Here is a 21,014-nt window from a genome sequence, read left to right on the forward strand (position 1 = left end):
CGGCGGGGTGACCGATCGATCGCGCAGGTCGCGAAGCTTAGATTCAGACGATCAACGCAACACTGCTGGTGGATGGGTGGATCGTGGCTCGGATGGGTCGGCCGGGAATGCCGGACGCGATGAAAGAAGACTTGTGGCGGCGCTGGCGTGCCGGTGACTCCATCAGCGTGATATCCCGAGCCCTCGGCAAGCCGCCCGGTTCGGTCTTCACGGTGTTGAAGCACCACGGCGGCATCGCGCCGGCCGAGCGGGTGCGTCGGGTGGACCGTCTGACCCCTGAGGACCGGGAGACGATCTCTCGTGGTCTCGAGGCTGGCGCTTCCATGCGTTCGATCGCCGTGTCCGTCGGCCGTCCGCCGTCGACGGTGAGCAGGGAGGTCTCACGCAACGGCGGTCAGCTGAAGTACCGTGCGTTCGCTGCTGAGCAACGCGCTCGGGAGCAGGCGCGTCGCCCGAAACCGTCCGCCCTGCAGGACAACTTGGTGCTGCGTCAGCTGGTGATCGAGCTGCTGGAGACAGAGTGGTCTCCGGAGCAGATCGTGGGACATCTGCGGTTGGTGCACGCCGACGACCCGGTCATGCGGATCAGCCACGAGAGCATCTACCGGGCGGTCTACACGACTCGGTGGAAGGTGATCCCGCGTGAGTTGTGCGCCAAGCTGCGCACGGGCCGTCCCATCCGCAAGAACAAGAAGAACACGGTCAAGGGCCAGTGGCGCTCCCAAATCACTGGAGCACGGCCAATCGAAGAGCGACCTGCCGCAGCCGACACACGAACCGAACTCGGCCACCTCGAAGGCGATCTCATCATTGGAGCCAAGAACAGCCAGGTCGCGACCCTGGTCGACCGCAAGTCGCGCTATCTGACCATGGTCGCGCCCGCACGGGCGGCGGCTTCGGCCCGCGCGTATCCGGTGGTGCCGGCGGCCGACACCGGTCACGGTCGCGTCGGTGGGGACCTCGTCGCCCACGGCGCGGGGCTGGGCGTGCCCGCACTCGTCGCACATGGCCTCCGGCGGCGGCGCGGTCACTCACGCTCGGCAACCCGAAGCGTGTAGAGGCGCTGGTCGCTGCTGTGCGGGGTGACCGGGCCGGGCGGCAGGGAGGTGGCGCACACGCCGGGCTTCTTTTGACTGTCCGGCGTCGGTCAGTTGGTGGGACCGGTTGTGGCCACCGAGGCCCATAGCGCTGAGAGGATCGGGCGGCGTAGGTCGGTGCGGCGGGCGCACAGGCCGATGGTGAAGGTGCCGATCGGTGGGTCGGTGGGTATGGCCGCGAGCCGGTCTTTGACCGCGCTGGTGTCGAGCACGAGGCGGGGTACGACGCCGGCGCCGATGCCCAGCGCGACGAGGGTGAGCAGCGCCTCGTGTCCGTCCACCTCGGCGGTGATCGTCGGGTCGAGCCGTTGGCGGCGGAACCAGCGCCGGGCGGCGTCGCGGGCCAGGCCGCCGCGTGGTAGGACGAAGGGCACCGCGGCCCAGTTACCGGTGCGGGCGGTGGCCCGCAGTTGCCGGGCGGTGCGGGCCACGACACACACCAGCGGCGTTTCGGTTATGGGCGCGCTAGCGAGGTGTTCGGGTACGCGGGCCGGCAGCGCGGCGACGGTGACGTCGACCGCGCCCTCGTCGAGCCGGCCGATCGCGCTGGCCGCGTCGCCGGTCTGCAACTCCAGCCGCACCTGCGGGTGGGCCCGGCGGAACGGGGCCAGCAGGTCGGGCAGGATTGCCTGGCCCGCGGTCACTGACGAGAAGATCCGCAGGGTGCCGCTGAGGCCGGCCGGCTCCGGGCCGTGTTGGCGGTAGTCCGCCCAGAGGGCCAGTACCTGCCGGGCGTATTCGGTGAATCGCCGGCCCTCTTCGGTGAGCGCGACGCCGCGCGGCCCGCGGTCGAGCAGCCGGTGGCCGACCTGTGCCTCCAGCCGCTGGACGGTCCGGGTCAGGGTGGCCGGGCTGAGGTGCCGCTCCACGCTGGTGCGACCGAAGTTGAGCGTCTCAGCCAGGTGCACGAACACCCGGAGCGGCTCAAGCGAATCCATCTTTCACTCCTTGCAACAGGTCGTTGCAATAGTTGCGCTTGCTGAAACAGCATTGTCGCCGATAGAACAGCGTCATGGCCGCACTCACCTCCCAGATCTTCCCGGTCCGCAGCGTCGACCTGCCCGGCGGCGCGGAGACGATCGTGCCCGGCGGGCGGCACCTGTTCCCGTTGCTGCCGGCCGCCCTCGCCGGCGTACGCCGCATCGGCGTGCTCGGGTGGGGACCGCAGGGCCGGGCGCAGGCGCTGAACCTGCGCGACTCCCTGACCGGCAGCCAGATCCCGGTGACAGTGGGGCTGCGGCCCGGCTCCGCCTCGGCGCACGCGGCGCGGGCCGAGGGTTTCCGGACCGACGACGGCACACTGGGCGACTGGCTGTCCGTGGCGGCCAGCAGCGACCTGGTCATCACGCTCGTCTCCGACGCGGCCTTGGCCGCGCACCACCGGGAGCTGTTCGCAGCACTGCGGCCGGGCACGACGCTGGGGCTCTCGCACGGCTTCCTGGTCGGTCACCTGCGCCAGAGCGGCGCCGACTTCCCGGACGGGATCAGCGTCGTCGCGGTCTGTCCCAAGGGCATGGGCGACTCGTTGCGACGGCTCTACGTGCAGGGCGCACAGGTCAACGGCGCCGGCATCAACAGCAGCGTCGCGGTGCACCGCGACCACGACGGGCGGGCCGTCGAGCGGGCGCTGGCCTGGTCGGTCGGGCTCGGCGCGCCGTACACGTTCGGCACCACACTGGACAACGAGTACCGCTCCGACATCGTCGGTGAACGAGCGGTCCTGCTCGGCGCCGTACACGGACTGGTGGAGAGCCTCTACCAACGCTTCCGGCTCGCCGGCGACGATCCGCACACGGCGTACGAGCGCTCCTGCGAGAACGTGACCGGACCCATCGCGCGGACCATCTCCGCCGACGGGCTGGCCGCCGTCCGCGACCGGCTCGACCCGGCCGGGCGGCACATCTTCGACCGGGCGTACACGGCCACCTACCAGCCGGCCCTCGACCTGATCGCGGAGATCTACGACGAGGTCGACTCCGGCAACGAGTTGCGCAGCGTGGTGCTGGCCGCCCAGCGGCTGGCCAAACGGCCGATGGCACCGATCAGCGGCTCGCCGATGTGGGCAGCCGGCCCGGCCGTACGGGCCCGGCGCGCCGAGCGGGACCTGCCGGTCGAGCCGTTCACCGCGGGCGCATTCCTAGCCATGCTGACCGCCCAGGTCGACCTGCTTGCCGAGCGTGGCCACCCCTGGTCGGAGATCGTCAACGAGTCCGTCATCGAGGCGGTGGACTCGCTGCTGCCATACATGCACGCCCGGGACGTCGCCTACATGGTGGACAACTGCTCGGTCACCGCCCGGCTCGGCGCCCGCAAGTGGGGGCCTCGCTTCCAGGCGGCGTGCGACCAGATCGCCTTCCCCGACTTCGACGGCTCCGGCGACCCGGACGGCCAGCTCGTGGAAGCCTTCCGGAAGAACCCGGTGCACGACGCGCTCGCGCGCCTCGCCCCGCTACGCCCACCCGTCGACATCTCCATCTGACACAGGCACCGCCGCAGTCCGCGGCGCACGGATCACCCCGGCCGCAGGGTGTACGCCCAGCCGTACCCGGTTGTGCACCTGAGTCCGTACGCCGACAGAGGCCGAAACGCCGCCTTCCCGGTCACCGGCGTCGAGACCGGCTCCGGGACGACCAGGTCGTCCCACCCGTTGGCCCAGGCGGCGGCTGCGGGTGTCATGTGGGATCGAGGTAGGACAGGAGCAGCTTGATCAAGAGCACAGGAGTGAACCAAAACAGTGCGTCGGGCGTGGGTGCCAGCGTCAGGCCAAGGACGGTGACGGCGAAGGCCGCCGGCCGGTGTGCCTTCAGAACGAGTGCCGCACCAGCGACCGCGACCGCGTAGATCGCCGCGGCGGTCACCCAGGCGAAACCGGGCACCAGCCAGGCCATCACGAACGGTTGCACATGGGCGGCGACGAAGGTCAGATGGTGCCTGGGCTTGCGAGTCGGCGCGTGAAACCGGCGCTTGGCCGCCGCGGTGGCGTTGACCACGGCGCCGCCGTACAGGTCGAAGGCGACCACCGTGACCGCGGCGATGGTCCACCATGGCCAGCCCTGGCGGGCGGCCAGCGTGAGCGCGAGTGCGGCGCCGACGGTGGCGCTGCCGTAGCACCAGAACCGATCGCCCACGGTGGCGCCAGGGCCGATGAGCGCGTCGTCGACTCTACTCATGTCAGCCCGTTGACACAGACTTCGATGATGGGCTCGGTCAAGTCGGCCAGCGGGACGCCGGGATCTACCAGCCACTGGACCAGGCAGCCCTCGACGGCGCCCACAATTACCGCGGCCGTGCGGTCGGGATCCAACCCCCGCCTCAGTTTGGCCTGGCGCAGCAGGTCCGCGATCGCTGCACGGTAGTCACGGTATACGCCCGCGATGCCCACAGCAGCGGGCCACAGGTCCAACTGGAGGCGGGCCAAATCGGCGTCGGCGGCGAGCATCTGTACGGTGGCCCGAATCAACGCCGCCAGCCGTTGCAGCGGCTCACCGGCAGTGTCCGTGCGGGCCAGTATCTCGGCGGCCCGCGCGGCATGCGCGTGGAAGGCCGCCTCCAACAAGGCGTCGCGGCTGCCGAAGTACAGGTAGACACTGCCCTTGGCGATTCCCGCCTCGGCGGCAACATCCTCGATCCGGGTCGCGGCAAAGCCCTGGCGCGCGAAAACCCGCACCGCGGCGGTCAAGATGTCCTGCCGCCGCGCATCCTTGTCAACCTTCCTCGGGGTCACGCCGCTATTATGACTGACCGGTCAGTCACCTTCAAGAGTCGGACCGAAATTTGGCGAGTGGGACCGAACCGACACCCACCCGTAGCAGCTCTACGATGCGGCAACACCGAGGGAAGGCAGTCCCCGGCGGAGTAGCGCATGGACCTGGTGGCTGACATGTCGTACTACCACCCCGCGGGCAGCGCGCCTGAACCACCGCACGACGGCTGCCGGACGAACCTTGCGGGTGTCCGGGTTGGTCCACCCCTCGCCATCAACGAAGCAGACGACCAGCACGACGTCGTCCACTGGCTCGAACCGGTTAGCGACACCGCGTACGCCGCAGTCCCTCCCACCGGCGCACAACGGCGGCTGATGCAGTTAACAAGCCGGGTCCTGGTACGAGATCCGACGACAGCAACAGCGCGGATCCGGCGAGAGAAGCGCAGCGCTTCCGGCTACGCCGCCGCTAACGGTGAACGGCCATCCTCAGACGTAGCTTCAGGTGGGTGTCGGGCGGCGACGGCACGACGCTGGTACGGGCCCTGCTCACCACGGTCAACGGCATCGCCGCCGGGATGCGCAGCACCGGGTGATCTGGACCGGCCGAAGCTGCCCGTCAGCCCAGCTTCGGCAGATCCCGCCTTTCCATGTCCAGCCCGGCTCGGCACGGCCCGGCCCAGTTCGGTCCGGTGGGTGTGCGAGTCACCTGGGTTCGGTGTCGAGCGCGGTGCCGATGGTCCGTAGCGCACCGAACGCGGCGTCGGCTCGACCGTTGAAGTCGTCGTCGCGCAGCGTCGAGAGCAGGTCGAGAACTGCAGTGAAGTGGCGGCACTTCGCAGCCTGCTTGATCAGGTCTTTGGTCGCGTAGAGCCGCTCGCTTCGACGAGTGGTCCGTAGCGTCGCGTAGGCCTCCGCGAGCGCGCCGGTCTCCGCCTGGGTCGGCCGGGGCGCTGGATTGACGTTCACGGTCGGCGCGGCGCTCTCGATGGCGTCCGCGTCTGCCGTGGCAGTCGCCAGGATCCGCTCCACCTCCGCGGTGGCCTTCAGCCGGGCGGCGGCGACGGGTATCGCCGCCACCAGTTCCAGCGCGGCCGTCGCCTCCCCACGCTGGGCACGCAGCCGGGCCGCGCGCCGGAGCCGCTTGGTCAGGATCGGCTCCACCTCTGTGGTGGCTGCGTCCCGGGCAACAGCGACGGGTATCGCCGCCACCAACTCCAGCGCACCCGTCGCCTCCCCACGCTGGGCACGCAGCACTGCCGCGCGATGGAGGCTGTGGCAGACCTGCGTACTCCACCGTTCGTCAAGGGGCCGGATCGACTCCAGAGCCGCCCGGTACAGGTCGTCCATGGTCGCGGTGTTCGGCGGCGGCCACGGGGTGGCGACCGGCGCGGGTCGGTCCCGGAAACGATCGAGGTATCGCGCCAGCGGCGGGCCGAGGCGCTCGGCGGCGCTGCCGGCATCGGGCACGATGTCGAGGTCTCCCCAGCGGGTCGACCACGCGAACCGGCGGTCGACCGTCCAGGCGAGGATCGCGTCGAGCGTATCCCGCCGGTCGCCGGGGGCGATGACGAGTCCGGCTTCGAACGCCACCGCCCAGCTGCTGGCATCCAGCGCGAATGTCGGGTCCAGGCCGAGGTCGCGGCGGATGTCGTCGCCGGTGTCGGTGCGGTCCAGTTCCAGCGGACGGGGCCCAGGCGGCTCCCTCAGGAACGTGAGATCCCCGATCACCTTGCCGGTCGTGGCCCGGACGAACCGCAGGGTGCTCCAGCCGGTGGCGATGAGTACGTCGTCGACACCCCAGAGCACTCCTCCGGTGTTTTCGGGCACGTCGATCACCCGTAGCCGTTCAGGTTCTCCGGCCAACGACCAGACCTCGATGTGGCCGGCGGTGGTGAGGCACGCCGCCCGCTCGCCATCGGGTGCCCACGCCCAGGCGGTGTGATCCGATTCCTCCGGTTCCTGCTTCACCAACGCCAGGTCGAGGTCGTAGCGATGTTCGCCCTCGTCGTAGATGGCGACGAGGGGCCGGACATCGGTGTCGTCGCCGGCGGGAATCACGACGGCCAGTCGGCCCCGACCGTCTCGGTCGCCCCAGTACAACTCGGTGGCGCCGGGACGTTCGGGCAGGTCGGCCACTGGCCGGCCGGTCGCGGTATCGGCGATCACCAGTCGCTCCTGGGACTGGTAGGCGAAGAGCCGGTGGTCCGGGCTCCACGACACGGCTACGTCCGGTGTTTCGGTGTCGACAAGCCACAACACCTGCCGACTGTCGACGTCGATCGCGTACACCTCGCCGTCTTCGGCGCGCGCGAAGATCCGCGATCCGTCCCGCGACCAGATGGACCCCGTGGGGTAGAGCCACCTGGGCTCGGACTCGTCCTCAGCCCAGTCCGGAAGCGTGTCAGCCAGCAACAGCACCGACGCCGGCCCGTCGCTGTCGTCCTCGTCGTCCTCCCGGTCGTGGTCGTAGACCTTGCCGTTGACCAGCGAGACGAGGCAGCCGGACACCGCGCGTTCGAACCCGACGTGGACGTACGCACGCGTGCCGTCCGGCGCGAAGGCGTACCCGGGCGGCCGCCCAGACCCGTTGGTCACATCCGCGGCCCCAATCGGCTCGACGTGGTCACCGAACGGGTCCCACGCCCCCACCACGTTGGTGTCGAAGGCCGCCGCGACCCGCCGGCCATCGGCTGACCACTGCAGCAGGGTGGGATATCCCGGCCACCCGACACCGCCGCGGATCCCGTCCAGCACGTTGACACACCGCCCGGTGGACACCTCCCAGATCTGCAACGCGCCACCGCGCTCGTAGTCGCCACCACACCAACTGCCGACGGCAAGATAACGACCACACGGGCTCAACGCGAAGGCGTCGATTTCGTCAAAATGCACGTCGGGATGGCGCAGGACCGCGCCGGCCGACCTGATCCGCTCGGTCGCGAGCCGGTGCGCCTCGGTCACCCCGTACGCCTGGTCGAGCGCGACCAGCGCGGCGCGCAACGGCGGTAGGTCACGCACCGGAGTGAACGCGGACCAGTCCGCGCCGCGCAACGCCCTGAGGTACGCGTCCGGATCGGCGCCTGACGGCGGAAGGTCCACAAACCTGGGTGAGTGGCAAGAGGCGTCGTTATCAGGGTGGTCGCCCGATATATCCATGACAGCGGATTGTAGGCAGCGGCACCGACACCCCGCGGACGACCGAGCCGGCTGTCCAGAACTCCGCGGTCGCCGTCACGCGGCGTGTCTACCCCGGACCGGGCAGCGTCGGGCAGCGGCGATCAGGCTCAGCGCCAACAGGAACGCCGAGTACGCCACCGCACCCGCGGGGCGGCCGGCACCTGCCCGAAGCGTGCGGAATCGGCCAGCACCCACCCAGCAGTAACGCGTCCGCTAACCGTAACGGATACGCCTCCGCTAATGCCCCGCGCGGACAGTGAGCTGATCTCAGCGACTTTGTGGTAGGTACTTGTACTCGAAGTGGGTCAGGTGCAGCGCGGCGGCGACGATGTCACCGATCCGGCGCGGGCTGACGGTGGTGTGACGTAGCGTTTTCCAGCGTCCGACCAGGATCGCGAAGCCGCGTTCGCCCTGCCAGCGCAGGCCGCGCAGGAGCCGGTTGTAGGCGCGGTTGTCGGGTGCGAGCCGGCTGCCGTCCGCGGGTTGCTTGAGCGGAGTCTTGATGCCGTGGCCCGTGCCTTCGTAGCCGGAGTCGGCCAGGGCGGGCAGGTCGAGATCGGCGGCGGCCCAGTTCAGGGCGGCGGTGATCGCGAGTTCACGGACGCAGCGGGTGTCGTGCAGGTGCCCGGGCATCGCCTCGGAGGTCCAGATCGGCAGCCCGTCGGGGCGCATGACCGCCTGGATGTTCGCGCCGAAGTCGCGGTGCTTGCCGCAGAACCAGGCGTCGATCGTGTCGCCCTTGACCGACAGGGTGGTCTCGGACAGCCGGTCGCAGTCGAACAGTTTGCCGTCCAGGATGACGTGGAACCAGCCGTCGTCGGCCGCCCTACGCAGGGCGCCCGACCAACAGTGGCAAGACGCCCAACACTTCGACCAGGGCGACCTGCTCCTGACCGCCATAGGCGGAAGCGTGCCCGTCGTCGGCCTGCTGGATGCAACCGCGACCTTGGGGCCGCCTACAACCTTACGGTCGACGACATCCACACGTACTATGTGCTTGCCGGCACCACGCCGGTGCTCGTACACAACTGCGGTGGGCCTTGGAAATTGGCGAGGATTACTCTAAGCCCGATAAAAATGGCAACCCGCCCTCCATGTCCACCATGCGTAAGCGGTTCTGGAAGAATGAGGCGGCGGAGCCGGCCGCCGCAGACCAATATGGACCTGCGAACATCGGTCGTATGAAGCGCGGACTGGCCCCACAGCGGCAGCGTCCGGACGGATCGTGGGAGCCAATGGAGCTAAGTCACGAGCCTATTCCCGAGCGGGATGGTGGTGTGGTGCTAACACCACGGTGGCCAGAGGATCACGTCCTCATGGATCCGGGTGGGTATCGTAGGCTCCCACCCGACTATTAAGGCCGCCAAGTGAGTGCGGCACTGGGGCGCTCTGGATGCCGCGTTCAAGCACCGTGCTCAAGTCGTAACGTTCTGGGAGGATCCGGGTGAGTGCAAGCGGGGCTCAGGCAGCGGCCTTCTTCCGCGAGATCGTCCAAAGTCACACTGTTTGGTGGGTTCGAGACGACGCTGGCAGCCCGACGCCGGTATCGAGTTCTGGGCGGCGAGCTTTTCCCTATTGGTCGTCGGAGGCCCGTGCGCGGCGAGCCGCTAATCTATGGGGCCCACAATTTCGTGCCGTTTCGATGCCCTTAGATCATTGGCGAAGTGCGGCGCTGCCGGACCTAGCTAAGGATGACTTCCGTGTGGGAATAAATTGGAGTGGGCAGCGACTGACTGGATGGGACTTCACAGTCGATGAGGTAATTAATCGCCTCAATCATGCACTCGGCGAGCCACCATACGGGAAATAGATTCGGTCGCGCGGCGCCTGTCGTGGTGCGCGGCTGTCCGGATCCCGTAGAACGAATGTGGAGCCTCGTCGGCGAATGTGATGGCCCCCTAATCGGCGATTCGCCGTCGAACGGCGTGCGCGCGGGGCCGTGGGCCGGTCGCGCGTGCGCGCGGCCGGCTCCGCCGTGCCGTCTTGATCCTGTAGAGCAGTTTTGCCCCAGTCGGATCTTGGTCGAGGGCCTTGGTTCGGCTGGTTCACTGACGTGATCTCAACAAGAATCCGGTAGGTATCGGTATTCGACGTGGGTGAGGTGGAGGGCGGCGCGGACGATGTCGCCGATGCCGCGAGGGCTGGCGGTGGTGTGTCGTAACGTTCGCCATCGGCCGGTGAGGATCGCGAAGCCGCGTTCTCCGAGGCATCGCATGGATCGAAGCATGGTGTTGTAGTCCCGGTTGTCCGGAGCGAGGCGGCGGCTGTCGGCGGGTTGCTTGTACGGGGTGTGGATGCCCTGGCCGGCGCCTTCGTAGCCGGAGTCGGCAAGGGTCGGTAGGTGGAGTTGCGATGCCGCCCAGTACAGGGCGCCGGTGACGTCGAGGTGGTGGGCGCAGGTCAGGTCGTGTAGGTGTCCGGGCATCGCGTCGGAGGTCCAGATCGGCAGTCCGTCCGGGCGGATCACGGCCTGGATGTTCGCGCCAAAGTCGCGGTGTTTCCCGGAGTACCAGGCGTCGATCGTCTCGCCTTTCACGCTGGTGGTCGTCTCGGCAAGCCGGTCGGTGTCGAACAGCTTCCCGTCGAGGATCACGTGTGACCAGCCGTCGGCGGCTACTCGTCGCAGGGCGTCGTGCAGGGTGGGTGTCTGCGTCGCCAGGACCCGTACGGCCTCGGCGACGTACCGGTAGGCGATTGCTCTCGACACTCCGAACCCGGCCCCAAGGATGGTCTTGTCCTCTCCTTTGCGAAACCACACCAGCACCAGGAGTGCTTGGTAGAAGCAGGTCAGAGCGCGGGTACCCGGTCGAGTGCCGACCGCGCGACGCTCGGCGCGTAGCAGCCGCGCCACGTACTGCACGAGTTCCTTGGGGACGTCGAGGATGGCACGATAGGCAATCACGTGGGGTCCTTCCTGGTAGATCAGATTCCGTCGCAAGAACCTGTCTACCGAGGGCCCTACGCTCTGTCTCCGGACCATCCGTTATGGACGCGATGCCCGTGTCATCCCAACCTGTGTCGGCGGCCAGTGAAAGATCCCCATAGGCGGCCATTTACCGCCCCGCTGACGGCCAGGGTTCTCCCCGTGGACGGCCAGATATCTCCCCGCTGATCATGACGAGACGCTGGTCGGCGAGGGTCGGCGGCGTGAAACGTGGCAGGGAGATCGTGGAAATTTTGGAGGCGTACGACCTCACGGGTAGTTACCGTGCGGCGGCCGAGCTGGCCGGGTGTGATCACCACACCGTGGCCCGGTATGTGAAGTTGCGGGCCGAGGGGCGCAGCCCCGAGGAGCGGACGCATCGGGCTCGGCCGATCGACGAGTTCATGGACAAGATCGAGGAGCTGGTGGCCCGCTCGGGTGGCCGGGTCCGCGCTGATGTGGTGCATCGGAGGATCACCGCGATGGGCTTCGCCGGCGGAGAACGCACCACTCGTCGGGCGGTTGCCGCGGTGACGAAGTCCTGGCAGGCCGGGCAGAGGCGGGTGTTCCGCCCGTGGATCCCGGAGCCGGGGTTGTGGTTGCAGTTCGACTGGGGTGAGGGTCCGCGTATCGGCGGCCGGCGGACCACGTTGTGGTGCGCGTGGCTGCCCTGGTCGCGGTTCCGGGTGGTGATCCCGGTGTTGGACAAGACGCTGCCGACGATCGTAGCCTGCCTGGACGCCACCCTGCGGCGGCTTGGCGGGGTGCCAGCCTACGTGTTGACCGATAACGAGAAGACGATCACAGTCGAGCACGTCGCGGACATCACCGTGCGGAATCCGGAGATCGTGCAGGTGGCCCGGCATTACGGGATGACGATCCGCACCTGCGTGCCGGCGGACCCGCAGTCCAAGGGCGGCGCCGAGAACACCGTGAAGATCGCCAAGGCGGATCTGGTCCCGACCAGCGCGAACCTGCTCGATCAGTACCGCACGTTCGCTGAGTTGGAGGCGGCCTGTCGTGACTTCACCGACGAGGTCAACGCCCGGCTCCACCGCGACACCCGCCGCCGCCCGGCCGAGGCCCTGCTGGAGGAACGCCACCGGCTGCACCCGCTGCCGGCGCAGCCGTTCACGGTCGCGTTTGGCACCACCTGTCGGGGTACCGGCACAAGTACAAAGCCACGTACGGCTCGAAGTGCAGACCCTGGGCACGTCAGCCCATCCCCAGTGATCGACCACCTTGCTGACCGTCGGATCTCGCGAGGTGTCCCCGACGATAACCGTACGTGACGGATCTCCCCGAGTGCCGCGAGCCGCTCGCTTCCGGATCTGTCGAGATCAGTGCACGTGATCAAGGCTGGGTTTCTCGTCAAGGCCAAGGCGTTCGGCCGCCGCGAACCGGCGATGATCATCTGTTTTCTTCGTGCCCATTGACCGGTTGACCGTGCTGGACCGCGACGGGCCGTTCGAGGACGGTACGCAGGACAACGGTGGAATTCGTGTGTGAGATGGCCGGGATCGCCCGGATGCGATCGAGAGCATCGGCGAGTTTGACGGTAGTGCCGACTCGGACCTTGATGAGGTAGCAGTCTTCGCCGGCGACCTCGTGGACCTCCAGGACACACGCTTCCTTTTGGCAGTGCGGTGTTGACCGCGGCTTTGACGCCGGGTTCCGACCTGATGCGCAGCGCGACGAACGCGGCGGTGCCGGCGCCGACGGCTTGGGGTTCGGTGACGGCGCGGTCGCCGGTGGCGACACCTTCGCGCGAGAGCTTGTCCAGGCGGTCGCGCACGGCGGGCTCGGACAACCCGACGAGCGCGGCAAGGGCGCGAACGGTTTTGCGTCCCGTCTCGGGACAGTTCCGCCAGCAGGATGCGATTGACGTGATCATCGCGACCACCCACGCGCAATGTGGCGGTCCTCCGAGGGCCGGAGCGAGGGCACTTGGGCCTGGACCGGCGTGCCGGAGGATCAGGTCGCTGTCCCAGTCGACCAGGGTCGGGTCACTCGTCCAGAGGTGTGTCTGCGGCTGCCGGTCGAGCTGGAACGGTTCGATGGATGGCTGGACGATGAGCGGTTCTTCGCCTCGTTCGTGCCGCACTTCTCCCCGTGGATGTGCCGGCCGCGCATCCCGATGGTGACGTATCTGCGGTTGATGTTCCTCAAGCACCGCTACCGTTCACCCGCGGCTGCCACTCACTCAGGACATCGACGGACGTGACTTGACACACGTATGACGTCTGATCTACGTTTTTCTCGAATCGGTTCGCCGGGCTGTGTGGAGATCCCCCTATCCGAACCCCGCCAGCCGGACGTACGCCAGCGGTTTCGTTCGGATCTGCGTTGCCGCCGCCGACGGAAGGGACGCCTTCGGTCGGTGCCGATCGGGCCACGATCCCCGCAGGCCGGTTCGACCGTGCGCGGCAACCGTGGTACCGAGAAGGAGCTGAAGATCTTGAAGTACCGATCAGCACTTGTATCCGCCGCGGTCGCCGCAGTCACCGTCATGGCGGCCGGCGGCCTGACAATCAGCGGCGGGCTCACTGCTGCCGCCGGGGCCGACACTCTGGCGGCGACGGCCGGGTGTGGTAAGGCGCCCACGCTTGCCAGTGGGACACGTACGATCCAGAGCGGCGGGCAGAACCGCAGCTACATCCTGCGGGTCCCCGACAACTACGACAACAACCATGCATACCGGTTGATCTTCTCGTTCCACTGGTGGGGCGGCACCGCCGAGCAGGTCGACAACGGCAGCACCAGCGGCCCCCAGTGGTCCTACTACGGGCTCCGGCCGCTGGCCAACAACACCACGATCTTCGTCGCCCCGCAGGGCATCGGCAACGCCTGGGCGAACTCCGGCGGCCAAGACCTGACCTTCGTCGAGGACATGATCAGACAGATCGGGGCCGGCCTGTGCGTCGACACCACTCAACTGTTTGCCTCGGGCTTCAGCTACGGAGCCGGGATGAGCTATGCCATCGCCTGCGCGCGGGCAAACGTGTTCCGCGGGGTGGTGCTCTACGCCGGGGGAGTCCTCAGCGGGTGCGAGGGCGGAACTCAACCCATCGCCTACTTCGGGATCCACGGGCTGCGGGACTCCACGCTGTCGATCGCGGGCGGGCGGTCGATGCGCGACCGGTTCGTCAGGAACAACGGCTGCACGCCGCAGAACCCGCCGGAGCCGGCGCAGGGCAGCCTCACCCACGTCGTCACCTACTACACCGGGTGCAGGGCGGGCTATCCAGTGGTGTGGGGCGCCTTCGACGGGCCGCATGCCCCCAACGCCGTGGACGGCTCCGCCGACCCGTACGCGCCCGGCGCGAGGTCCTGGACCCAGCAGGCGGTGTGGACCTTCATCACCCAACTCGGCCCCAACCCGCCGACGAGCTCGCCGACGACGAGCTCCCCGCCGTCGACCTCGCCGACGACGAGTGCGTCACCCAGTTCCCCGGGGCCCAGTGGCGCGTGCCAGGCGAGCTACCGGACGGTCAATTCCTGGCAGGGTGGCTTCCAGGGTGAGGTCAGCGTTACGGCCGGCGGTTCGGCGATCAACGGCTGGACCGTCCAGTGGACGCTCGCCGGCGGCCAGAACGTCACCCAGGTGTGGAACGGCACGCTGACTACCAGCGGCTCGACCGTTACGGTGCGCAACGCCTCCTACAACGGATCGGTGCCGGCGTCCGGGTCGACCACATTTGGCTTCCTCGCCAACGGCACACCGTCGACGCCGGCACTGACCTGCGTCAGCCCGTAGCCCGGCATACGCGTCTCGGGAGGCTCGTGAGACGGGCTGCGGCCGGTCGGACCGTCGTCGACTGAAGCGGCCGTGGACGGGCCGCAGCAGAACGACACCGCTGTCACCCACAACGCCCAGGCCGGGTTGAACCCGGCAATGGCGTCACCTCCCGGGGTGATGGTCCAAGCGCGAGCTTGGTGCTCCGGTCGTCGACCGCACAGCGAGCTGCCGGTTCCGTGCCTCGTACGGCAACGATTCAGACAGAACATCGAGGAGGAAGCGCACAGATGAACGACGTTCCAGCTCACCCGAAACGCCGTACCGGCGGTCGCGCGAGACTGCTGCTCGGCGGTGCTTGCGCCGTGGTGATCGCCGTGTCCTCAGTGGCCATAGTCACGTTCGCCCACGCCGATCTCAGCGGCCCGCCCGGGACTACCTTGAAGGCTGCCGCCGAGCGGAGTGGCCGGTACTTCGGCATGGCCATGGGGGCAGACCGCCTCAGCGACTCAGGCTTCCAGACTATCGCGCGACGCGAGTTCAACATGCTGACGGCCGTCAACGAGATGAAGCCCGACGCGACCGAGCCCAACCCGGGCCAGTTCAACTTCACAAACGCTGACAGGCTCTACAACTGGGCCATTCAGAACGGCATGCGGGTCCGCGGCCACACCCTCGCCTGGCACGCACAGCAGCCGAGCTTCTGGCGGAATCTCAGCGGCAGCGCCCTGCGCTCCGCGATGATCTCGCACATCAACGGCGTCATGGACCACTACAGAGGCAAGATCTACCAGTGGGACGTGGTCAACGAGGCCTTCGAGGAGAACGGCACCCGGCGGAACTCGAACCTGCAGGCCACTGGTAACGACTGGATCGAAGCGGCGTTCCGGGCCGCCGACGCCGCCGACCCGGCCGCGGGTTTGTGCTACAACGACTACAACATCGAGAACTGGACCTACGGCAAGACGCAGGGCGTCTACCGGATGGTGCAGGACTTCAAGAACCGTGGTGTGCCGATCGACTGCGTCGGCCTCCAGACCCACTTCACCGGTGGCAGCTCACTGCCGGGCAACTTCCAGCAGACGCTGTCCAGCTTCGCCGCCCTCGGGGTGGACGTGGTCCTGACCGAGGTCGACGTCACCAACGCGTCACCCAGCCAGTACCAGGGACTGACCCAGGCCTGCATGAACGTCCCCCGCTGCCTCGGCATCACGACGTGGGGCGTACGGGACAGCGACTCCTGGCGCAGCAGCGAGAACCCGCTGCTGTTCGACCGCAGCAGCAACCCCAAGCCCGCGTACACCTCCGTCCTCAACGCTCTCAATGCCGCCTCCACCACGGTGCCAGGCACGACCACGCCGCCGAGCACCCCGACCAGCGCGCCCCCGACCAGCGCGCCCCCGACCACGCCGCCCGTCACCGGGCAACCGGGCGCCTGCACCGCGACGTACCGCATGGTCAACAGCTGGGGCGGCGGCTTCCAGGGCGAGGTCACCGTGGCAAACAACGGCTCCGCCACCCTCAACGGCTGGACCGTACGACTGACGCTGGCCAGCGGGCAGACCCTCGCCCAAATCTGGAGCGGCACCAACACCGGCACCAGCGGCGCGGTCAGCGTCCGCAACGCCGCGTACAACGGCACCCTCGGCGCGAACGCCTCGACCAACTTCGGCTTCCTCGTCAACGGAAGCACCGACGCGGCGCCCGGCAACATCTCGTGCACCAGCCCCTGACCGACCGACGACACGAACCAGCACTATCGCATCAGGACCCTGACAGGGCCCGGAGCCACCGGCTCCGGGCCCTGCGCCGTCGTCGTCGGCCGGCGAGCTGACGCCGCCGGCGAAGAATGCGACTCCCGAACCGCGTCGCACCACCGCGCCTGATCTATCAAAATCGGGCCGGTGCACCGCTGGTCCACGAGGTTTTGATGCACGAACCCGAAGGGTTCAGGCCGCATGGCGAGACACGAGCAGAGCTTTCCGCCGCTGACGAGGTGGATCTGCGACAGGTCGACGAGCGGCTGCGCGTACAGCTCGTACCTAACGCGTGGATGATGCCGCGCCGGAACCGTCGTCCGCCAGCCATCGATCTCCGCCTCGGCGAGTGGGTGCGGTGGCAGGGCATACCAACTCGGTGCGTTGAGTCTCGCTCACGGTCAGGTCTCGACCGACACTTTCCTGGCGTAACCGACGTACGTGGTCAACGAGCGCGCCCGTCGTCCGGTAGTCACTGGCACGCGTCCTCAGGCGCTCGACTCCATTGGTGGGCACCTGCTGCGGTCGTGGACCGGCCCCGCCCGCCCCGAACGAGGCGACGTTGGTGATCAGTAGGGTCATCCGGGCACATTGAGCTGGATCTGGTAGACGCCGAAGTCACCCCACGTCCCCGAGGTGATGAAAGGGTGCGGCCGTCCGCGCCGCCGAATGCGCGTTCGTGGTGTTCCTGCCTCCGGAGATTGGGCCCAGTGCTCTGCGTCGGGCGCGAACACGTGTATCTTGCCGTCCGCATAGGACGCCCAGTAGAGTTGCCCGACCGGGTGGGATGAACGCGTTAGCCACCACGAGGTCGCTGTCGACCTGCCACGGCCATCAGCTCAGACCGATCGTTCGACCTTTCCTGAGCCGAGATCACCTGCGCGGATCTGCCGCGATCCGCGCTCATCCCTCCGTCCTTCGGTGACACAACGTAGTTAGATCAGTCAGCCGTCTTGGTGGCCGACGGCGGTCCTCGATGCACCCCACGTCGATCCGTCGGCTTGTGGATCTTTGTAGCTCATCGTGTACCGGGCTCTGCACTCCAAGCCGTACCCCGACACCACCCGCCGGGTGAACTGGGACTGCACCATCTCCGTCGACGGGGTCCGCTACTCGGTTCCGCACCGCCTGGTCGACACTCGGGTCTGGGCCCCGGTTCCACGGTGACGAGCTGATCGTCACCGCCGTCGGCGAGGACGGGCCGGCCGAGGTCGCCCGCCATCCGCGGGCCCAGCCGGGGCGTCCGTCGATCCGAGATGAGCACTACCCGCCCCGATCACGCCAGTCCGAGACGGCCGAGCGGGTGCCCCGGGCTCGCACCGCCGACGAGGCCGCATTCCTCGCTCTCGGCCCCGGCGCTGCCGCTTGGCTGGTCGAGGCCGCCGCGGCCGGGGTCCGCGGCCTGCGCCGCAAGATGACCGAAGCCGTCGCTCTCGCGAAGCTACATGGTGTCGACAAGGTCGACCGGGCCCTCGGAACCGCGGCACTGGCGGGCCGGTTCGCCGACAACGACCTGATCCGCATCCTGGCCCACCAACGCGACGACGACACCCCACCAACCCGGGCCAGTGAAACCCACAGCCTGCAGCCAGGCACTTCTGCCTGGTCGACCTTCGGCACGACGACTGGAGAACAGTGACCATCACCCCGTTGCGGGTCACCGGCACGGCCGGTGACCCGCTGACAGAAGCGATCGAACTCACCCGGCGGCTGAAACTGCCACACCTGCGCCGGGCGATGGCCGATCTGATCCCGACCGCGAAAGCGCAACGCTGGGACCCGGCCGAGGTGGTGCGAGTGCTCCTCGCTGAGGAAGCCGCTGGCCGGGACCAGGCCAACCTGCGCACCCGCCGCAAACGCGCCGCGTTCCCCGCCGGCAAGACCTTCGGCGACTGGGACGAAGCCGCCTCGTCGATCCCCCGGCCGACCCAGGACGCTCTACGCAGCCTGGTATGGATGCAACGCAAGGAGAACCTGTCCATCTGCGGCCCGTCAGGCACCGGCAAAAGTCACTTCTGCGAAGCCCTCGGCCAGGCCGCCGTCGAAGCTGGCATGACCGTCGCCTGGCTCACCATCGAAGACCTCGGCGTCATGGTCCGCCGGCACCGCCCCGACGACTCCGTCGCCCGGGCCATGGCCAGGCTGATCCGCACCGACCTGATCATCATCGACGACATCGGCCTGCTACCGGTCTCCCCAGACGCCGCCGAAGGCTTCTACCGCCTGGTCGACGCCGCTTACGAGCGGCGCAGCCTCGCGGTCAGCTCGAACCTGCACCCGTCCGGCTTCGACGAAATCATGCCGAAGACCCTGGCCACCGCCACCGTCGACAGGCTCCTGCACCACGCCCACGTCGTCGTGACCCAGGGTGACAGCTACCGGTTCAACCAAGCCACCGCGGGGCAGGGCGTCAAAGCCCTGCACTGACCCCAGCACCACCCCTCGGCGGGGAACTATCTGGCCACTGCTGGGGAGAAACCGTGGCCGCCAGCGGGGAAAACTACGGCTCTGGCACGAAGTTGGTGCATCGGGCTCGACCCCGGCGTCCGGGTGAGATCCGATGTGGATGATCATGCCTGCGGTGTGATGACCATGGCCTCGAAGGATTGCTACCCCATCTTGCGGCCCTGCGGATCGGGTGTGTGCGGGCCGAGGGACGGTCGGTCTGGCTGGATGCCGACGTTTCGGCTGATGATGCGCGGTGTCCCGGCTGCGGGTCCAGGTCGGCGCGGGTGCACAGCCGGTACCGGCGGACGCTGGCGGACCCGGCGATCGGTGGCAGGCAGACGCTGCTACGGGTGCGTATCCGGCGGTTCTTCTGCGACAACACCGCCTGTGCCCGGCGGACCTTCGCGGAGCAGGTGCCGGGTCTGACCGCACCATATGCCCGTCGCACCCCGCTACTGCGCGGCATCCTGGAGAAGATCGCCCTGGCTCTGGGCGGCCGGCCGGGTGCACGGATGACGCGCCTGCTGGCCGTCGGGGTGTCCCGCACAACCCTGCTACGGCTGGTCCGGGCGCTGCCGGTGCCCGAGGTCGGCACGGTGACGGTGCTCGGCGTCGACGATTTCGCGTTCCACAAGGGCCGTACCCATCGGCACCTGGGGCAACATCCGCACCGAGAAACTCGGCCCCAACCGGTACTGCGCCCGAGCCCGATTCCGGGACCACGACGGCAAGACCCGCGACGTCGAGGCCACCGACACCACTGGCCCGGCCGCTATCCGAGCGCTCAAGATCAAGCTGCGCGACCGCGCAGCCCCCAACGACGACGAAGTCACTAGAGAAACACACATCAGCAGGCTCGCCGCGCTGTGGCTGGAAGAGATCACTGCGGAGAAACGCATCTCACTGCAAAGCATAAGTCGATACGAGATCAGCGTGCGCGTCTCGATCGTGCCCGCCCTCGGCAACCTACGCGTGCGAGAGGCCACCGCAGGCCGCCTCGACAAGTTCCTCCGCAAGATCGCCGAGGACCGCCCATCGGCCGCCAAGAGCGCCAGGGTGGTCCTCGGTCAGATGTTCGCCCTAGCCGTACGTCGAGGTGCGCTCACGACCAACCCCATCCGCGAGACCGGCCAACTACCAAAGCCGCACAAGAAGGTAGTCGCCCTAGAACGGGAGCAACTGGACGACGTTCGCTCAGCGATCCGGAAGTGGCAGCAGCCGACCCCCGGCAAGTCGGGACCTCGACCCACCACCGACCTCGCCAACATCATCGACCTCATGCTCGCCACCGGCGCCCGCATCGGCGAGATCCTGGCACTGCGGTGGGAAGACCTGGACCTCGCCGCCGAACGTCCCGTCCTCACGGTCTGCGGCACCATCATCTACATCAAAGGCAAGGGCTTCCTCCGGCAGGAGTGGACGAAGACCGACGCTGGCTACCGGTCAGTCTTCCTGCCCCGATTCGCAGTCGGGATGCTGATAGGCCGCAAGCTCACCGCCGCCGCCAACCCCAACGACGCGATCTTCCCCTCCCGGCGCGGCACCTGGCTATCCCCTCCCAACGTGCGTCGCCAGTGGCGTGCAGCCCGCGCCGACACCGGCCTCGAATGGGTCACCCCCCACCTTCCGCAAGACCGTCGCGACCCTCATCGACAAAGAGGCCAACGCCGACAGCGCCGCCGCCCAACTCGGGCACGAAAGTAAGGAGACCACCAAGAGGCACTACATCGTCAAGCCCGCTCTCGCCCCGGACAGCTCCCACATCCTCGAACAGCTCGGCGGGAGGCCGGAGTCAGGCGATCCCGAGCCCCGCCACCCCGGCCAGAGCCCGGCCGCATAGATCCGGGGCACGGTAGCGGCTAGCGCCGCCACCACCCGGGCCTGTCGAACCTGATCGCCAGGGGCGTTACCGGGGGGTTTTCGGGGGGCAGCTTGAAACCACATAGATAACCATCAAGGCCCTGGCCAGCTTACTGCTGGTCAGGGCCTTATTGTTGTGCGCCGCCAGGGACTCGAACCCCGAACCCGCGGATTAAGAATCCGCGGGTTCGGGGTTCGAGTCCCTGGCGGCGCACAACTGAGATAGGCCCTGACCTGGGGTTTCACCTGGGTCCGGGCCTTTTTCAATGCTGCGGCCGTGCCCGGGTGCTCGACGGGTGCTCGGGAGCCG

13 protein-coding genes, 1 tRNA gene and 4 pseudogenes are annotated in these 21,014 nt (G+C 68.2%); 11 read left to right on the forward strand and 7 right to left on the reverse strand.

The window, feature by feature from the left end; all coding sequences use genetic code 11:
• Positions 1 to 92 precede the first annotated feature (92 nt).
• Entirely contained in the window at positions 93 to 1,058 is a 966-nt protein-coding gene (locus AAH979_RS32630) for an IS30 family transposase (protein WP_346261986.1), read from the forward strand.
• Between the two features lie 89 nt (positions 1,059 to 1,147).
• On the opposite strand, the gene ilvY is transcribed toward AAH979_RS32630, so the two are convergent.
• Positions 1,148 to 2,035, reverse strand: a complete 888-nt coding sequence (gene ilvY / locus AAH979_RS32635) for an HTH-type transcriptional activator IlvY (protein ID WP_346261987.1) — start codon at positions 2,033 to 2,035, stop codon at positions 1,148 to 1,150.
• Positions 2,036 to 2,109: 74 nt separating this feature from the next.
• On the opposite strand from ilvY, the gene AAH979_RS32640 reads away from it, so the two are divergent.
• Positions 2,110 to 3,576 (forward strand): hypothetical protein, encoded by a 1,467-nt coding sequence (locus tag AAH979_RS32640; RefSeq protein WP_346261988.1) that lies wholly within the window; start codon positions 2,110 to 2,112, stop codon positions 3,574 to 3,576.
• Between the two features lie 193 nt (positions 3,577 to 3,769).
• On the opposite strand, the gene AAH979_RS32645 is transcribed toward AAH979_RS32640, so the two are convergent.
• The 4 genes from AAH979_RS32645 to AAH979_RS32660 form a co-directional block, all read right to left on the reverse strand.
• Entirely contained in the window at positions 3,770 to 4,267 is a 498-nt protein-coding gene (locus tag AAH979_RS32645) for a hypothetical protein (protein WP_346261989.1), read from the reverse strand.
• Positions 4,264 to 4,821 carry a TetR/AcrR family transcriptional regulator gene (locus AAH979_RS32650; protein WP_346261990.1) on the reverse strand — a complete coding sequence of 186 codons (558 nt, stop codon included), beginning with the start codon at positions 4,819 to 4,821 and terminating at the stop codon, positions 4,264 to 4,266. Before AAH979_RS32650 ends, AAH979_RS32645 begins: the two co-directional genes overlap by 4 nt.
• A gap of 684 nt (positions 4,822 to 5,505) precedes the next feature.
• Positions 5,506 to 7,821 carry a WD40 repeat domain-containing protein gene (locus AAH979_RS32655; protein WP_346261991.1) on the reverse strand — a complete coding sequence of 772 codons (2,316 nt, stop codon included), beginning with the start codon at positions 7,819 to 7,821 and terminating at the stop codon, positions 5,506 to 5,508.
• Between the two features lie 426 nt (positions 7,822 to 8,247).
• Positions 8,248 to 8,880 carry a transposase family protein gene (locus AAH979_RS32660; RefSeq protein ID WP_346261992.1) on the reverse strand — a complete coding sequence of 211 codons (633 nt, stop codon included), beginning with the start codon at positions 8,878 to 8,880 and terminating at the stop codon, positions 8,248 to 8,250.
• Here AAH979_RS32660 and AAH979_RS32665 point away from each other — a divergent pair.
• Positions 8,830 to 9,165 (forward strand): hypothetical protein, encoded by a 336-nt coding sequence (locus tag AAH979_RS32665; RefSeq protein WP_346261993.1) that lies wholly within the window; start codon positions 8,830 to 8,832, stop codon positions 9,163 to 9,165. The genes AAH979_RS32660 and AAH979_RS32665 overlap by 51 nt on opposite strands.
• Before the next feature lie 259 nt (positions 9,166 to 9,424).
• Positions 9,425 to 9,790, forward strand: coding sequence for a DUF2750 domain-containing protein (locus AAH979_RS32670; RefSeq protein WP_203862856.1), 366 nt, complete (start codon positions 9,425 to 9,427; stop codon positions 9,788 to 9,790).
• Between the two features lie 249 nt (positions 9,791 to 10,039).
• Here AAH979_RS32670 and AAH979_RS32675 read toward each other — a convergent pair whose 3' ends face one another.
• Positions 10,040 to 10,882, reverse strand: coding sequence for a transposase family protein (locus AAH979_RS32675; protein ID WP_346261994.1), 843 nt, complete (start codon positions 10,880 to 10,882; stop codon positions 10,040 to 10,042).
• 245 nt (positions 10,883 to 11,127) lie between these two features.
• On the opposite strand from AAH979_RS32675, the pseudogene istA reads away from it, so the two are divergent.
• From istA to AAH979_RS32710, 7 genes and pseudogenes are all read left to right on the forward strand, one after another.
• Positions 11,128 to 12,063, forward strand: a pseudogene (gene istA, locus AAH979_RS32680) (IS21 family transposase); the annotation flags it as partial.
• Between the two features lie 860 nt (positions 12,064 to 12,923).
• Positions 12,924 to 13,085, forward strand: a pseudogene (locus tag AAH979_RS32685) (ISNCY family transposase); the annotation flags it as partial.
• A gap of 273 nt (positions 13,086 to 13,358) precedes the next feature.
• Positions 13,359 to 14,660 (forward strand): cellulose binding domain-containing protein, encoded by a 1,302-nt coding sequence (locus AAH979_RS32690; protein WP_346262043.1) that lies wholly within the window; start codon positions 13,359 to 13,361, stop codon positions 14,658 to 14,660.
• A gap of 269 nt (positions 14,661 to 14,929) precedes the next feature.
• Positions 14,930 to 16,372: an endo-1,4-beta-xylanase gene (locus tag AAH979_RS32695; RefSeq protein WP_346261995.1), complete on the forward strand. Its 1,443-nt coding sequence runs from the start codon at positions 14,930 to 14,932 to the stop codon at positions 16,370 to 16,372.
• A 1,083-nt stretch (positions 16,373 to 17,455) separates the two neighbouring features.
• Positions 17,456 to 18,035 (forward strand): annotated as a pseudogene (locus AAH979_RS32700) (IS21 family transposase); the annotation flags it as partial.
• Positions 18,032 to 18,823: an IS21-like element helper ATPase IstB gene (istB, locus tag AAH979_RS32705; RefSeq protein WP_346261996.1), complete on the forward strand. Its 792-nt coding sequence runs from the start codon at positions 18,032 to 18,034 to the stop codon at positions 18,821 to 18,823. The pseudogene AAH979_RS32700 and the gene istB, both read left to right, overlap by 4 nt.
• Before the next feature lie 639 nt (positions 18,824 to 19,462).
• Positions 19,463 to 20,684: pseudogene (locus AAH979_RS32710) on the forward strand (site-specific integrase).
• Positions 20,685 to 20,841: 157 nt separating this feature from the next.
• Here AAH979_RS32710 and AAH979_RS32715 read toward each other — a convergent pair.
• Positions 20,842 to 20,917, reverse strand: a tRNA-Lys gene (locus AAH979_RS32715).
• Positions 20,918 to 21,014: the final 97 nt, after the last annotated feature.

Origin of the sequence: Plantactinospora sp. ZYX-F-223 (assembly GCF_039649625.1) — a bacterium.
Classification (GTDB): domain Bacteria; phylum Actinomycetota; class Actinomycetes; order Mycobacteriales; family Micromonosporaceae; genus Plantactinospora.